A 15,520-nucleotide genomic window follows, 5' to 3' on the forward strand; every position below is an offset into this window, starting at 1 on the left:
CTTAGGAGACTGGATCAATGACTTGGTGGGAAACGCTTCCTACGCTGGCAGCGACTGCGCTGGTTTACTTCCTTCCCGGTTTGATGATCCTGGCAGCTGCCGGTCTTCGCCGGTTGAACCTGGTGGCCCTGGCCGCCCCCGTATCGGCGTCCGTTTCCGGCATGACGGCCATCATGCTGCCGTACCTGAAGCTCCCTTTTAACCCGGTGAGCTACTTCGCCGTCAGCGTGCTCGCGGCGGCCGCCGTGGCAGTGTTCAGGCTGCTCCGCCGCCGACGCCGGTCGGCAGCCGGATCCGAGGCAGCCGGGACCCGGTTCACCGGCTTCCTGGGAGCAAACGTCCCGCTCTCCCCTGCGGACACCGGAATCTGGCTGGCCCGCCTGGCCATTCCCGCCGCCGTCCTCATCCCCGCCGCGATCATCAGCCTTCGCTACATCACCGGCTTCGGATCCCCGGACAGCTTCTCCGAGACGTTCGACAACATCTACCACCTCAACGCGGTCCGTTACATCGCCGATACCCAGAACGGCTCGACGCTAACACTGGGCAACCTCACCGCCGCGTCCAAGGGCCTGTACCCGGCGGCCATGCACGACTCCATGGCGCTGGTCCTGATGCTCGGTGCCCCGTCGGTCATGGCGGTGGTCAACGTCGGAACCATCGTTACCGGGGCCATCGTCTGGCCGCTGGGCTGCGTGTTCCTGATCAGCCGGATCGTCGGCTACCGGCCGATGCCCCTGCTGGCGGCTGGAATCCTCTCCGCCGGGTTCAGCGGGTTCCCCTACCTCATGGTGGGCTACGGTGTCCTGTACCCGAACCACGCCGCCATCGCCCTGCTTCCTGCCGTGCTTGGGCTGGCCATCGAGGCCCTCGGGATGTCGCGCACTCCCCCGGGCTCGCCTTTGGCGCCTGTCCTGGCTCTTGCCGCCACCGTTCCGGGCCTCGCCCTCTCCCACCCCAGCACCTTCGTGGCGCTGCTCGGCTTCGCCACCCCCGTGGTGATCGGCCGCCTGATCCGTTCCTGGCTCGCTGCCAGGGAAGGGCTGGTCTCACGGCGGCAGCCGCGGTTCTGGCTGGCCTTCACGGTCGCTTACCTGCTCGCCACCACCGCTGTCTGGGTGGTCGCCCGCCCCAGCCTCAGCTCTGCCGGCTGGACCCCGTTCCAGACCAACGCACGGGCCATCGGCGAAATCCTCGGCAGCGCGCCCATGGGGACCACCACTGCCTGGGTCATGCTGGTCCTGACCATCGTGGGGCTGTACGTCATCGCACGCCAACTGCGACGCTACTGGTGGGTCGCCGGCATGTACGCCGCCGGCGCCGTGCTTTACCTGGTGGTTTCCAGCTGGAGCAACGGCTTCTTCCGCAATTTCCTCACCGGAGTCTGGTACACGGACAGCTTCAGGCTTGCCGCACTGCTCCCGGTGGTGACTCTCCCCGTCGTCGTGCTCGGCGCCGAATGGGTGATCTGGCGCGTCCGCGCCTTGACCGGAGCCCTGATCGCGACCGCGAAGGAACGGCCGGCAGCCCTTCCCCGGGCAGCCTCGGGCATGATCGGCCGGCTGCCGGCGTCCTCGGGCATCGCGATGGGCTGCGTGGTACTGCTGGCCCTTGGCCTCGGCGCCCAGGGCGGAACCCTCTCCACGGTCCAGAACCGCATCAGCACCATCTTCACCACGACGCCGACGGCCTCGCTGCTGTCGACCGACGAGGTCTCACTGCTCAACGAAGTGGCGGCCATTGTGCCCGAGGGCGACGTCGTGGTGGGCAACCCCCGGACCGGCGCCTCGCTGGTTTATGCCTTCTCCGGCCGCCGCGCCCTGGCCCCGCATATCTTCGGCATCCGCACCCCGGAGGAACAGCTCCTCCTTGATCACTGGGACGAAGCCGCCTACAACGCCGCAGTATGCCCGGCGATTAAGTCGCTCAAGGCCTATTGGGCACTCGACTTCGGCAACACCGAGATCACCCCGCGTGCCGAGCCCCTTGTGGGCGTCCGCGACCTGACGGACAACACCGCCCCGGGAGTAAAGCTCGTCAAGGCCGTGGGCAGCGCCCGCCTTTTCCGCGTGACTGCCTGCGGGTAGCGCCCTGCCAGCAAAAGAGCCAGGCCGGGGACGATGTCCCGGCCTGGCTCTTCGCTTTCCTGCGTACTACTTCTCTCCGTACTACTTTCCTGCGTACTACTTGCCTGCGCTGCGCTGCTGTTCATAATAGGCCGCCTTCGCCAGTTCCGGAACAATGTTCCGGCCGGCCCAAGCGACTCCCAGCGCGGAGCCGGACCGCAGGGCCTGATCCTCGATCCCCGCAGCATAAAACAGGGAGGGCTGCTTGGCCGTGGTCAGCGCCGGGATCTTGCCGCCCGCACGCAGGGAGGCCATGTCGTCCTGGCTGATGGAGGCCACCAGGATGTCCGCGGTGAGCTCGTCAGCGCGTTCGTGCGGCCAAACGTAGGCGACCGGCGACTTCTGCCCGCCGGTGGCACGGCCTTCTGCCTTGACCTTGGCCAGCGCTGGGGCCGGAGCGAGACCGAAATCCTTCAGCACGCCCAGCACCACGGAATCGTCAGGATAGACCTGGATGTCGGCGCCGTCCGCGGACGACGCCGCCGCGAACAGGACGGTGGTTCCCTTGAGTCCGGCGTAGTCACGGACCGAATCCCTGACCGCCCCCTCGGTCTTGGCCTGCAGCTCGGAGGCAGCGCTGCTACGGCCCAGGACCTTTCCGATAAGTGCCGACCGCTGGCGCCAGTCACGGCCCGAATCCGCCGACTCGGAGAGCACTACCGGCGCGATCTCCGAGAGCTTGTCGTAGTCGGCGCGGGTGATGCTGCCGCCGACGGCCAAAATGACATCCGGATCAAGATTGCGGATGTCATCGAGCGGCATCGCGACTTTGTCATTGAGGAGGAACGGAGGGGCGCCGTCGATGTCCCGCATCGCGTCGGTGAACCACGGCGACGAGGCGGAGCCGGAGATCCCCACCGGGGCCAGACCCAGCGCGGCCGCCGTGTCGGCGTCTGCGCTGCTCAACGCCACGACGCGCTTGGGCGGCGCGGCTACCGTCGTCGTCCCGTAGCTGTGGGTGAGGCTCAGCGGAAACGCGCTGGCTGAGACCTCGACTGCGTCACTGCCCTTGGTCGAGCTGCAGGCGGGCAGCGCCAGGGGCAAGGCAACAATGGCGGCGAGGAATCCGCGCCGGCCGACCACCTTGCCGGTCGTTGGTCCATTCGGCGGCGTCATGGCCATGTTTGAATCCTCAGTATTTCGGTGGTGGACAATGGTGCGGGCCCGCTGGACAGGTCCGAGTGTATCGCGTGCAAAAAGGGCGGCCCGTTTACCTGCATGCGGTCAGTTTCAGGAGTTTGGCCTCGCCGTGCTGGTCGACCACCTTGGCCACGCCGGCCTTCTCAAGGTCGGCCAGGCCGGGCGCGGGGTGGTGCTCGTTATTGATTTCCTGGGTGCCGAAGTCCAGGACGTAACCGATGCCGAGCCGCGACACCGCGGGGCAGACGTCAGGGTCCGTCTTGGCGTTCCGCAGCCGGGCCAGGATGGTCTTGTCATCCGGGCTCTCGTTGCTGGTCAGGATGTGAAGTTGCATGGTGCGCCGGCCGGCCAGGGCGTAGGCCAGGGCGCTGCCGTTTCCCGGGTTCGAGGCGATGACCTCATCCGCCGGAACGTACTGGTCCAGCTCGGCCAGGACGGCGGCTTCATCCGAGGTGAGCAGCGGCGACTCCGCCGTCAGCGCATAGCTGCCGCGGGCCAGTGAGACCATGTCCGGAACGCTGCCCAACTGGGTGAGGACCACCAGCACCACGGCGCCGGCTGCCGACACGGTCGCCTTCACTGGCTTGCGGGACAGCAGCGGACTCCGCGACGGACCGGCGTCGCCGACGCCGGCTGCACCCGCGCCGGCCACGGCGAGCCGGGACCGGAGCCATGTCCAGGCGGCGGTTGCCCCGACGGCGGCCGGCACTATCACCGCCACCGGCAGCAGGGCGGCCAGCCGGTAGCTGTCGCTGTACCAGGTGCCGGAGAGCAGGTAGCGCAGCCGGCCGGCGGGGAAGCTGGAGACGGCCACAAAGAGCAGCGCCGCGATGAGCAGGACGCCGATCAGCCACCAGTTGCGCCGCTTGCGGGCGGCCAGGACGACGCCGACCACCGTGAGTAGCGAGATTGCGACGGCGGGCGAGGTGCCCAGGGGCGCATTGCCCGCCACTTGCAGCAGCGCCCGCGGGATGGACTGAACCGGCGGCCAGAAGGCTGCCGCGAAGGATGGCCTGGCGAAAACCCAGAGGCCCAGCGCCGCCGCGCCTCCGACCAGGAGGGCGGCGCTCCAGGCGGCGGCCTTCGCCTTGTTCGCCGCCCAGTCCCGGCGCCATTTCAGGATCGAAACCACGTAGACGTACAGCACGGCGGGAGCCAGGAACGCCAGGAAGGCCAGGAAGGTGCTGGGGTGCGCCTGGGCAACGCCGGCCGAGGCGAGCCCCAGCACGACCAGTGGCAGCGGTCCCCGAAGCTCCGGAACTGCTGAAAGCCCCAGGGCCTGCACGCCCAGCGCGAGCAGGGCCGGCAGCAGGGACAGCGACAGCAGGTTCGGATAGAGGACACCGAAGTGGATCATGAGCAGGGGAAACGCTCCGAACCCGGCGGACAGGATGCCCGCGATGAAGGCGGCGTCCCTGCGCTGGCCCAGGGCCTGCTGGCAGAGGTAGACGCAGCCTAGGGGCCATGCGATGGACGCGATGGCGATGTTGCCGGCGTTGACCGCGACGGGGACAGAAGCCATGGAGGTCTCGGCGATCAGCGAGATGAACGCATGCCAGCCCGCCGGATAGAACGAGCCGCCGGTCATGGCGCCGAGGGTCAGCGACGACGCCTGGCCGGTGTCCTCAATAAAGCGGATGGCATTCAGGTGGAAGATGTTGTCGAAGGTCTGGGAAATGTGCTCCGGGGACCCGATGACCTCCACCATCCGCGCACAAATGATGATGCCGCCGAGGCCGGCACCGCCAAGGGCCCACCAGAACCGCGGATCGATCCGCCGCTCCGTTTGAAGCCCGCGCCATCTTTCCGGCAGCACGTGCCGGAGACCCACGGCCGCGAGGACAGTGACGGCGGTCAGGCCGGCGACCGGCAGAAGCGACCACGGGACTTTCAGGAACGGGGCCAGCAGGCCCGCAACGGACACCAGTGCGATTGAGAGCACCGGTGACAGCGCGGCAACGGCAAATGCCCGGAAGCCGAGGGCACGCCCGAGGACCAGTCCGGGCACGACCAGCACCAGGACGGCCGTCAGTACCGCGGGCAGGCTCGCAAACCAGGACATCTGTGGCAACTCCTCAAGAGATGGGGCGGCGGACGGCGGACTAGGACGCCGCGGCCGACCGGCGTCGCAGTTCCGTCACGACTTCAGCGACCGGTCCGTCCAGGACGACGTTGCCGTGCTCGAGGAGGACCCCCCGTTCGCAGACGGTGGAGACAAGGTCGAGGTCATGGCTGACGACAAAGAGTGTCTTCCCTGCCTCCGCCAACTCCTTGATTTTCGCGATGCACTTGCGCTGGAACGGTTCGTCGCCGACCGCAAGGATTTCATCGATCAGGAAGATCTCCGGGTCCGTGTGCACGGCAATCGAGAAGGCGAGACGCAGATACATTCCCGAGGAGTAGAACTTCACCTCGGTGTCGATGAACTCCCCGATTTCGGCGAATTCAACGATCGAGTCGAACATCTCGTTGATCTGCTTTTCCGTCATGCCCAGGATGGCACCGTTCAGGTACACGTTGTCCCGTCCGCTGAGGTCGTGGTGGAAGCCCGCTCCGACCTCGATCAAACCGGCCACCCTCCCCCGCGTCCGGACGGTACCGGCATCGGGCTGCAGCACGCCGGAGATGAGCTTGAGGAGCGTCGATTTGCCCGAGCCGTTGAGGCCGAGCAGCGCCACGGTCTCCCCCTGGTGGACGTCCAGGGAGACGTCCCGCAGCGCGTCGAAAACCTTGTACATGTCGCCCTTGCGCCCGCGGACAAACCAGACCAGCGCTTCCTTCAGGGACCTGGTGTGCCGCAGCACGAACTTCTTGCGCACGTCCGTGCACGTAATCGCCAGCATTTTTTCCTGCATGACTTTCACAGCTCCTGGGCAAAACGGACGGAAAGCTTGCGGAAGACCAGCTGGCCGATGAACAGGATCACCAGCGAGACGCCGAGCGCCACCGGCGCCCAGACCGAAGCGAGCCCGTGCATGACCGGGGCGGCCGCGACCTGGTCGGCGTTCAGGGTCGGGTACCAGAAGCCCCAGTGGAAGATCTCCACCGCGACGGTCATCGGGTTCAGCTGGTACAGGAAGAAGTACGGGCCGAGGGCCCGCTCCACCATGGTCCAGACGTACAGGACCGGCGAGGCCCAGGTCACGATCATGAGGATCATGTCGACGATGTTTTCCGAGTCCCGGAAGTACACGTTGGCGGCTCCGAAGAGGAGTCCCAACCCGGTGGCCAGCACGCCGACGATGATGAAGGCGAGGACCACGGCGGCGAGCTGCAGGATGCTCGGGGCCCAGCCCGCCATCAGGCAGGCACCGATGAGCACCAGCGTCTGGGGCAGGAAGTGGATGGCGGATACCAGCAGCGTCGAGACCGGAAACAATTCACGCGGCAGGTAGATCTTCCGGATCAGGTCCCGGTTGTCGACGATCGAACGGGTCGAGTTGCCAAGGACCTCAACGAAGAAGTTCACCAGGATGATTCCGGAGAAAAGGTAGATCGCGTAGTTCGGGGTGCTGCCTTGGAGGTTCAGGAAGATGCCAAGCGCCACAAAGTAGACCAGGAACTGCATCAGCGGCTTCACATAGGACCACAGCAGCCCGAGGACCGAGCCGCGGTAGCGGACCTTGATTTCCTTGCGCACCAGGAGCTTGAGCAGGAACCACTGGCGGAACACGTCCCGCAGCCCTCCCCCTTCGCCGGGGGTGGTCAGCGGGGAAACCACTGTTCCGCCACCGGATGGAGTGGCGGTCATATCTTCGCCTCTCCCCTCTCCTGTTCCTTGACCGCGACAGCCTCGAAGGTTTCCCGCCAGGCCGCCTGGCCGGTGAACCCGGGCAGCGCGTCCTTGTACCGGCGGGCGTTGTTGTCCCATTCGGCCATCAGCTTCATGTGCAGCCTGACCGTCCGCAGGAGCATGCTTCCGAACTGCTTCCGGTCACGCTTGTACCAGGACGCGCCGCTGCCGTCCGAGGAGGACACGAGGGCAGAGTCGAGTGCCGCGAGCCGCCACCAGCGCGCCTCCACAGCCGGGACGGCCACTTCGGGATTCGTCATTGCGTCCTCGCGGACGGGACGCAGCTGGCGCAGCAGCCCGGTGACCGCGCGAACCAGCGATTCCGCCACGTAGTTCGGTTCGTGTTCCGCATCCACTTCACCGGAGCGGAGGACACGCGGGAACGAGTGCAGGTCCGGAGTGATCCGCGCGTCGGTGAAGTCGGCGCGGGTTTTCCGCACCCAATCCAGCCTATCCGCGATAGTCGCGTGAAGGTGCTCGGGTCCGCTGAGCACGTCCTCGAGCGCCTTGAGCCGGACTTCAACGGCGGAATACTGCATCGAGATCAGGTGCCGGACATCCACCGCGATGCTTTCGAACGGCATCCGGCCGCCCTTTTTACGCGGTGAGTGGCTCAGCGCCGCCACCCAACGGTTGCGCTGGTGGTAGTAGGCCTGCCAGTCGATGGTGTCGTCTTTTTCGCTCCAGGGCATGTGCCAGACGGCGGCGCCGGGCAGGGTCACCGTGGTGATGCCGTGTTCCTTGGCGCGGATGCCGTATTCGGCGTCGTCCCACTTGATGAAGACGGGGAGGGCGTAGCCGACCTCGCGGACGATCGAGGTGGGGATCATGCACATCCACCAGCCGTTGTAGTCGACGTCGATCCGGCGGTGCATCCAGGGCGTGGTGCGCAGGTTGCTGGCGCCGAAGTCGTGGGCCTCTTTGGTGTTCACGGCGGGTCGCCAGAAGTAGCGGGCGTCGTCGACCTGCTCGCCGTAGGTGTGCAGGACCGAGCGCTCGTACAGGTTGAACATGTGCCCGCCCACGATGGTGGGCGTCCGCGTGAAGTCCGCGAAGCTAACCGCGCGCAGGATGCCTTCGGTTTCGATGCTGACATCGTCATCGAGCAGCATGACGTACTTGCTGCGCCCATCCTTCAGCGTCTCGTCCATGCCGCGCGAGAAGCCACCGGAGCCGCCGATATTGCCCTGCTCGATGATCTTGAGCCGGTCCCCGAGAATCGCCGCCTGCTCCTCGAACTGCGGCTGGGCGCGGACCTTGTCGGTCCCCTGGTCCACCAGGATGAAGCGGTCCAGGATCTTGACGACGTCGGCGTCCCCGGCCAGCGTGCCGATGTGGCGCAGCGCGTAGTCAGGCCGGTTGAAGGTGGTCACCGCGATAGAGAGGGTGCCGGGCACGAACCCTTCGGGTTCGCGGACGGACCACCCGGCACTCCTGAGGGTTACCGGGGTGCCGTGGGCCACGAGGTCGAACCAGTACCAGCCGCCGTCGACGAACGACTTCAGCGGCAGGTCAAAGGTGACCTCTCCGCCTTGCGAGGCGTGGGTGCTGTCCACCCGGTTCGCCGTGCCGCGGGGGCTGGAACGGTAGACAATGACCGTTGCCTCGGCGTCGACGTCGACCGTCAGCCGTACCGTCTCCACGGCGGTGTGGTTCCGCCAGTAGCTGGCGGGGAACGCGTTGAAATAGGTTCCCAGCGAAACCCTCCGGAACTCCGGCAGCGTCATGCTGTTGCGGCCGGTGATGAAGCCGGAGTGCTGGGGCGAGGTAGCCGGAACCGTCGGGGGCGCCGAGATCCGACCCCGCCGGAGGGCGCGCTTGGACAGCTGCACCACGCGCTGGACCGGGTTGAAATCGACGTACAGCGGAAGGACGTCGGTGTCGCCGTCGACCGGCAGCACGACGCGGTGGACAGTCCGGAAGGGGCGCTGGTCTTCAGCCCGTGTCGATGCGTCCACGGCTACGCTCATGCGTCCACTCCTCCGCTTTCAATCTTGGCGCCGGCCTCGAAGTGGGGGCGGATTTTGTTCTCGAACATGGTCAGGGCGGAACCGATGGCCATGTGCATGTCCAGGTACTTGTAGGTGCCCAGGCGCCCGCCGAAGAGCACGTCCCGCTCGGCGGCCGCGAGGTCGCGGTACTTGAGCAGCCGTTCGCGGTCGGCGGCGGTGTTGATTGGGTAGTAGGGCTCGTCGCCCTTCTCGGCCGCGCGGGAGAACTCACGCATGATGACGGTCTTTTCCGTCTGGTACTCGCGCTCGGGGTGGAAGTGGCGCGGCTCGATGATGCGGGTGTAGGCGACGTCGTCGTCGTTGTAGTTCACCACGGAGGTGCCCTGGAAATCCCCGACGTCGAGCACCTCCTCTTCGAAGTCGATGGTGCGCCAGGAGAGGTCGCCCTCGGCGTAGTCGAAGTAGCGGTCCACCGGTCCGGTGTAGACGACCGGGATGTTGCCGACGACCTTGTCCTTGCTGTACTCGTGCGACTCATCGAAGAAGTCGGTGTTGAGCCGGACCTCGATGTTCGGGTGCTCGGCCATCTTCTCGATCCACGCGGTGTAGCCGTTCGTCGGCAGGCCCTCGTACTTGTCGTTGAAGTAGCGGTTGTCGTAGTTGTAACGCACCGGGAGCCGGGAAATGATGCCCGCGGGCAGGTCCTTGGGATCCGTCTGCCACTGCTTGCCGGTGTAGTGCTTGATGAACGCTTCGTAGAGCGGCCGGCCGATCAGCTGGATGCCCTTGTCGTTCAGGTTCTGCGGGTCGGTGCCCGCGAGCTCTCCGGCCTGTTCCTTGATCAGGTCCTGGGCCTGGCCCGGGGTCAGGTTCGCACGGAAGAACTGGTTGATGGTGGCCAGGTTGATGGGCAGGGAGTAGACCTCGCCCTTGTGGACGCCGTAGACCTTGTGCACGTAGTTGGTGAACGTCGTGAAGCGGTTGACGTACTCCCAGACGCGTTCGTTGGAGGTGTGGAAGAGGTGGGCGCCGTACCGGTGGACTTCGATCCCGGTCTGCTCCTCCTTTTCGCTGTAGGCATTGCCGCCAATGTGGTGGCGGCGGTCGATAACGACGACCTTCAAGCCCAGCTCAGTGGCGGCCTGTTCTGCGATTGTCAGGCCGAAAAAGCCCGACCCTACGATGACGAGGTCAGCGGTCACAAAATCTCCTGGTTCGAATGTGGGCAGCGCAACGTTGTGCATTGTCTGCTGCTCTAGACTACCGAGGCTTTTGCCGGAGCCACGAATCGCGGCGCCCGCCACGGTGTGCCGCCGGAGCTGTCCGGTCCCGAGCCGCACCTGGTTGCCCCCGGCGGGTCTTTTCCACATCGGCTCCTTTTCCACATGGCCGGATTCGATGGCCTGCCGGCCCGGGGCCCTTCCCTAGCGTGGGTTTAGCGCGCGTCCCAGCGCCTGACCGCAGGAAGGAGGCCCCCGGTGTTGCTGCAGTGCACCCTGGTCCGTGGACCCGTCGCGGCACAGCCGGGGATGCCCGTGGAATTGTCCATCGAACTGCCGGCGGGCTGCCCCGGCGCGGAACTGGAGTCAGCGGTGGCCCGGAAGTACGGCACGGTCCGGCTGACGGTGGCCGGCTCTCCTCTCGACGCCCTGACCGCCGGCAGCGCCCCGCTGGTCAACGGCGCCGTCCTGATCGACGGCGCCGGTGCCGGTCCGGCCTCCGACGGCGGTTCCGTCTCCGGCGCGGCCTTGCTGCTGGCTGTGCTCAGCGGACCAGGCGCCGGGACGGTACTTCAGCTGCGCCGGGGCCGCTACCTCTTGGGCCGCGCCGGCACGGAACTCGTGCTTCCCGATCCCGAACTGTCCCGCGAACACGCCCGGCTGGAGGTTACCGATTCCGCGGTCACCCTGGTCGATCTGGGCAGCGCCAACGGAACCACCGTTGACGGCCGTCCGGTGAAGAGCGGCCGGGTCACGAGCGACTCCGTCATCGGCTGCGGCCAGTCCACCCTGGGCCTGGTGTTCCGCGCCGGGCGGTGCGGCGACGGGGCCGGAGGTGCCGGGGCCGGAAGTGCCGAGGCCGGCACTGACACGACGGAAGCACTGCGGATCCCCAATCCGGGCTCCCCGGCCAACCGCGCCGTGCTTCTCCTCACCGCGGTCCTGCCCTTGGCCGTGGGCGCCGCACTGGCCGTCGCCACTGGCATGTGGATGTTCCTGGCATTTTCCGCGGTTTCGGGAGTGGCCGTGCTGGTACCGGCGCTGTCCGGCCGAAGACGGCGCCGTGAGCTGAAGGCGGCCGTAGCGACCGCGGCGGACGCGGACCGCGATCGACGACGCCGGGCCGCGCCGTCTGCCGCCGCTCTGGTCACCGACGCCGGGCCGCCGGAGTCCAGCGGTGCAGCGGAGGTTGAACCCGGGCCCGTGTGGCTGCGGCTCGGGCTGGCCCCGGGGAGGGCGAGAATCCGGTTAGACCCGGACGATCCCGGGTTCAGCGCCCCGCCCGTGGGCCCCGTCCCCGTGTGCCTGGACCCCTCGGCCCCGACCGAACTCCGGGGCCCGGCAGACTCCCTCGCGGGGCTGATCCGCTTCCTGGTCATGCAGCTTGCGAGCTACCCCCGGGCAGGCCGAACCCGGGTGCTGCTGCATGGCCCGGCGGCGTCCCTGCCCCTGGCGGCCCGCTTCCTGGCGCGGGTTTCCCTGTCCGCCAGTGATTCAATGACCGCCGCGCACCTTGCCGCCGGCCCCGGCCCAGGCTGTGACCGCGGCGTGCTGATCATTGTCGCGGACACCGGAGGCGCCTCGGCGCTCTGCGCTGCGGCAACTCCGAACGGCTGGCAAGTACTCTGCTGTTCCGCTGCTGAGCAGACCGGTGCCGGCCGCCAGTCAGTCGTGCTCGGCGAGCGCCGAGCCTTTCTCTTCTCTGGCACCGCGAAAACCGCCTTTGCCCCCGACCTTGTTCCGGAAGACGTCTTTGACCGCTTCTGCCGGAACCGGAGCCAGCATGAAACCGCCACAGACAGCGAAACTGGGCAGATCCCGGACGATTGCCGCCTGGCCGACTTCCTGCCGCTCTCGGCCGCGGATGTGAAACAGCGTTGGGAATCCGTGGGCCGGTCGCTGATGCGGGGGCTGTCCGTTCCTGTTGGCCGCGCGGCATCCGGGCCGCTCCACGTGGACCTGCAGGCGGACGGCCCCCACCTGCTCGTGGCGGGAACCACGGGCTCCGGAAAATCTGAGTTCCTGAGGACTCTGGTGGCCGGGCTGGCGGCCAGCTACCCGCCGGACCTGGTTAACCTGCTGTTTGTCGATTTCAAGGGCGGCTCCGGGCTAGGGCCGTTGACCGGGCTGCCGCATTGCGTCGGCATGCTGACCGATTTGTCGAGCCACGAAGTGGAGCGCACTCTCGCCTCGCTCCGCGCCGAGGTCCGCCACCGGGAGGAGTTGCTGGCCGCGGGCGGCGTGCCTGAACTCACCGCCTACCAGGCACACGCCCTCGATACCGCCCAGGCGCCAGCCCTGCCGGCGCTGCCCCATCTGGTCCTGGTGATCGACGAATTCCGGATGCTGGTGGAGGAGGCGCCCGCCGCGCTAAGGGAGCTCATGCGGATCGCAGCCATCGGGCGCTCTTTGGGGATCCACCTCGTAATGGCCACGCAGCGGCCGCAGGGGGCGCTCAACGCGGACATCCGAGCCAACGTCACAAGCAGCATCGTCCTGAGGGTCCAGTCGGAGCTCGAGTCTTCCGACGTCATGAACTCGCGGCTCGCCGCCGCCATTCCGCTGGGGTGTCCGGGGCGCGCCTACCTCGTGCGCGGAAGCGGGAGACCCGAGGAATTCCAGACCGCCGCCCTGGCGGCCCCCTCGCCCCCTGCGGGCACCGTCGTGACGGTCACGGAAGCCGCGACCCTGCTGCAGCGGAGACCCGCTGGCCTCCAGCCCCGCACGGATCGGGCCGTTGCTCCCAACCCGCAGCAGGACGTTTCTCGCCTGGTGCGCCTGACATCACGGCTGTGGGCGGAGGACGGCGGCGCGCTCCCCCGGCGCCCGATAGCGGAGCCGCTGGCGGGATCGCTGCCGCTTCCCCGCCACGCGGCCGGCCCCGCCGCCGCGGGGCCCGCGCGCGGGCTGCTGCTGGGGATGCTTGATGTGCCGGAAGAGCAGCGACTTCGTGAGCTCCGCTGGTGTCCGCTCGGCCATGGCCATCTGGTCCTCGTCGGCGGCGCCCGGGGCGGGACGCCGGCCGGGCTGGCAGGTGCCCTGAGTCTCACAGTGGACCGGCTGTTGGACAGCGCGGCCGAATCGCACCTGTATATCCTCGATGCGGATGGCTCCCTCCGCGGTGCAGCCGCCTCGCCCAGAGTCGGCGCATGGACAGGCGCCCACGAGCTGCGTCGGGCTGTCCGGGTACTCGAACGGCTGGCCGAGGAGATCCGCAGCAGGCTGGCCGCTCCCCGAACAGCGGACACCCCGGCGCTGGTTCTTGTACTGAACAACTGGGGGTCGTGGGTATCAGCATTCCGGGCCGGCCCTCTGGCCTGGGCCGAGGACATCGTCCACGACATCATCCGCGACGGCCCCGCGGCGGGCGTTGCGGCCGTCGTATCCGGCGAGCGCGAACTCGTGGCCGCGCGGTTCTTCGCTGCGCTTCCCAACCGCATCTTCTTCCCCGCCGGGTCGACAGAGGAAACCCGGCACGGCTGGCCGCGACTGCCGGATATTCCGTCGATCCCCGGCAGGGTGGCCGTCGCCGGTCCCTTCGCCGAAACCTCCCCGCACGCAGCCCAGCTCTACGGGCCGGCGGATGCAACATCCAGGCCGCGCACCACCGTGCCTCTAAGCGAGAGCCCCACGGCCCGGCCGTTCCGCGTCGAGCCGCTTCCGGCAAGAGTGACCGTCGCCGAGGTCCGGGCCCGAATCGGCCCGGAGTCTCCGCAGCAGGCACCCCCGGCAAAAGGCGTCCGGCTCTGGATCGGGGTGGGCGGGGACGAACTCGAACCGGTCGGTGTTCCGCTGCCACCGGCCAGCGTTCTTGCCGTCCTCGGCGGACCGGCTTCGGGGAAAACGTCCCTTGTCCGGGCGTTGCCGGATCTCAATCCCTTCGCGGACTGGCTGCCGCCCGCGGTGGGAAGCGATCCGGCCAGGCAGTGGTCCGCCGTCCTGGAGCGGGCGCGCACCGGACAGCTCGACCACGCGGCCATCGTGGTGGTTGATGACGCGGATCTCCTGGGCCTGGACGCCAACCTGCGGCTGTCGGAGCTCAACTCCTTGGGCTGGACGGTCGTGCTGACCGCGGGCTACAGTCCCGCGATCCAGCAGCGCGTGCCGCTAACGCTCCAGGCCCGCGGCCAGGGCAGCGGGATCCTGATCGGTCCCCGGAAACTGATGGACGGCGACCTTCTCGGTGTCCGGTTCGAACCGGAGCCCAGCCCGCCGCCCGGCCGCGCCCTTGTCGTGGTGAATGGCCGGACCTCGGCCGTGCAGCTGGCGGTCGCGGAACCGCCGTAGGCCGGACTTGCGTCTGTCCCGCGCGCCTACAGGGCCCGGCTTGAACCGCCCGGCCGGGACGCGAACGCAATGACCCGCTTGTCGAACAGCAGCACGATGGCCAGGGCCGCCGGCAGCAGCATGGCGAGTCCGGCCAGGGGGTAACCGCCGGTGAGGGTCGGGAAGCCGATGGTGAGCATGAACAGCTGGGCCACCAGCGCTCCGGCCCTGGGCCAGCGGTACCCGCGGAAGAGGAAATGGCTCACGGCAAAAAGCCATGCCGAGAACGCCAGCAGCAGACCGAGGGTGAAGACCGCGCCCCAGAAGGACAGGACGGGTGCACCGGTCAGCAGCTGGAATCCGTACCAGCCTGCGGCCACCAGCAGCGCCGCGGCCTCCAGGGCTGTGACGACCGATACGACGGTGATTCCGGCAGGTCTGGCGGCGGGAGCCGGCACCGGGCCGCCTGCCTCTGGACCGCCGGGCTGCGGGTCAGCGGGATCTGCGGGGTTCACTGGGGGTCTTGACACACTGGCACCCTACCGGACATAGTCAAACAGAATTGGGGGTTCCGCCAGGCAATGTGACGCATCGCTCACGATTTGGCGGCATTTGTTCGGCAAATACCCCTTGTTTACACAGCGTTAACATGACACGCTTAATCCAGATGACCGAGGGGGCCCACAGGGCCCCTTTCTTATGAAGCCTCTAGTGAATAATTTCACAAGAGGCATTTAACGAATTCCCAGGAATGGAGTTACTGATCAGCATGGATTGGCGTAACCGCGCAGCGTGCCTTGACAAGGACCCGGAGCTGTTCTTCCCCGTCGGAAACACCGGCCCCGCACTCCTGCAGATCGAGGAAGCAAAAAGCGTCTGCCGGCGCTGCCCCGTTGTGGACACTTGCCTCCAGTGGGCCCTCGAATCGGGCCAGGACGCGGGCGTCTGGGGCGGCATGAGCGAAGACGAACGCCGCGCCCTGAAGCGCCGCGCGGCCCGCGCCCGCCGCGCCTCCTGATTTTC

General features: G+C 67.6%; 10 protein-coding genes. 3 read left to right on the forward strand and 7 right to left on the reverse strand.

What is annotated here, in order from left to right:
• Positions 1–17: 17 nt before the first annotated feature.
• Positions 18–2,087 carry a DUF6541 family protein gene (locus AC1DBL_RS00310; RefSeq protein WP_441417275.1) on the forward strand — a complete coding sequence of 690 codons (2,070 nt, stop codon included), beginning with the start codon at positions 18–20 and terminating at the stop codon, positions 2,085–2,087.
• A gap of 96 nt (positions 2,088–2,183) precedes the next feature.
• On the opposite strand, the gene AC1DBL_RS00315 is transcribed toward AC1DBL_RS00310, so the two are convergent.
• The 6 genes from AC1DBL_RS00315 to glf form a co-directional block, all read right to left on the reverse strand.
• Positions 2,184–3,248 carry an ABC transporter substrate-binding protein gene (locus tag AC1DBL_RS00315; RefSeq protein WP_476892251.1) on the reverse strand — a complete coding sequence of 355 codons (1,065 nt, stop codon included), beginning with the start codon at positions 3,246–3,248 and terminating at the stop codon, positions 2,184–2,186.
• Between the two features lie 88 nt (positions 3,249–3,336).
• Positions 3,337–5,328, reverse strand: a complete 1,992-nt coding sequence (locus AC1DBL_RS00320) for a DUF6541 family protein (protein ID WP_476892250.1) — start codon at positions 5,326–5,328, stop codon at positions 3,337–3,339.
• A 40-nt stretch (positions 5,329–5,368) separates the two neighbouring features.
• Positions 5,369–6,121 carry an ABC transporter ATP-binding protein gene (locus tag AC1DBL_RS00325; protein ID WP_441417852.1) on the reverse strand — a complete coding sequence of 251 codons (753 nt, stop codon included), beginning with the start codon at positions 6,119–6,121 and terminating at the stop codon, positions 5,369–5,371.
• A gap of 5 nt (positions 6,122–6,126) precedes the next feature.
• The gene (locus tag AC1DBL_RS00330) at positions 6,127–7,017 is read right to left on the reverse strand and encodes an ABC transporter permease (protein ID WP_441417272.1); all 891 of its coding nucleotides are present in this window, start codon (positions 7,015–7,017) and stop codon (positions 6,127–6,129) included.
• Positions 7,014–9,029: a glycosyltransferase gene (locus AC1DBL_RS00335; RefSeq protein ID WP_441417271.1), complete on the reverse strand. Its 2,016-nt coding sequence runs from the start codon at positions 9,027–9,029 to the stop codon at positions 7,014–7,016. The genes AC1DBL_RS00330 and AC1DBL_RS00335 overlap by 4 nt, the downstream gene beginning before the upstream one ends.
• The gene (glf, locus tag AC1DBL_RS00340) at positions 9,026–10,213 is read right to left on the reverse strand and encodes a UDP-galactopyranose mutase (RefSeq protein ID WP_441417270.1); all 1,188 of its coding nucleotides are present in this window, start codon (positions 10,211–10,213) and stop codon (positions 9,026–9,028) included. Before glf ends, AC1DBL_RS00335 begins: the two co-directional genes overlap by 4 nt.
• Positions 10,214–10,489: 276 nt before the next feature.
• Between glf and AC1DBL_RS00345 the strand changes: the two genes are divergently transcribed.
• Positions 10,490–14,518, forward strand: a complete 4,029-nt coding sequence (locus AC1DBL_RS00345; RefSeq protein ID WP_476892249.1) for an FtsK/SpoIIIE domain-containing protein — start codon at positions 10,490–10,492, stop codon at positions 14,516–14,518.
• 26 nt (positions 14,519–14,544) lie between these two features.
• Here AC1DBL_RS00345 and AC1DBL_RS00350 read toward each other — a convergent pair whose 3' ends face one another.
• Complete coding sequence (locus tag AC1DBL_RS00350) at positions 14,545–15,027, reverse strand: hypothetical protein (RefSeq protein ID WP_476892248.1); 483 nt, start codon at positions 15,025–15,027, stop codon at positions 14,545–14,547.
• Between the two features lie 239 nt (positions 15,028–15,266).
• Here AC1DBL_RS00350 and AC1DBL_RS00355 point away from each other — a divergent pair, with 239 nt between their 5' ends.
• Positions 15,267–15,515: a WhiB family transcriptional regulator gene (locus AC1DBL_RS00355; protein WP_003804966.1), complete on the forward strand. Its 249-nt coding sequence runs from the start codon at positions 15,267–15,269 to the stop codon at positions 15,513–15,515.
• Positions 15,516–15,520: the final 5 nt, after the last annotated feature.

It is taken from the genome of Arthrobacter sp. 10T44 (assembly GCF_056393885.1).

Excerpts from the sequence above, each read along its gene's own strand:
- AC1DBL_RS00310 (WP_441417275.1), top strand. The coding sequence starts at position 18 with ATGACTTGGTGGGAAACGCTTCCTACGCTGGCAGCGACTGCGCTGGTT.
- AC1DBL_RS00330 (WP_441417272.1), bottom strand. The coding sequence starts at position 7,017 with ATGACCGCCACTCCATCCGGTGGCGGAACAGTGGTTTCCCCGCTGACC.
- AC1DBL_RS00355 (WP_003804966.1), top strand. The coding sequence starts at position 15,267 with ATGGATTGGCGTAACCGCGCAGCGTGCCTTGACAAGGACCCGGAGCTG.
- AC1DBL_RS00325 (WP_441417852.1), bottom strand. The coding sequence starts at position 6,121 with ATGCAGGAAAAAATGCTGGCGATTACGTGCACGGACGTGCGCAAGAAG.
- AC1DBL_RS00335 (WP_441417271.1), bottom strand. The coding sequence starts at position 9,029 with ATGAGCGTAGCCGTGGACGCATCGACACGGGCTGAAGACCAGCGCCCC.
- AC1DBL_RS00315 (WP_476892251.1), bottom strand. The coding sequence starts at position 3,248 with ATGGCCATGACGCCGCCGAATGGACCAACGACCGGCAAGGTGGTCGGC.
- AC1DBL_RS00320 (WP_476892250.1), bottom strand. The coding sequence starts at position 5,328 with ATGTCCTGGTTTGCGAGCCTGCCCGCGGTACTGACGGCCGTCCTGGTG.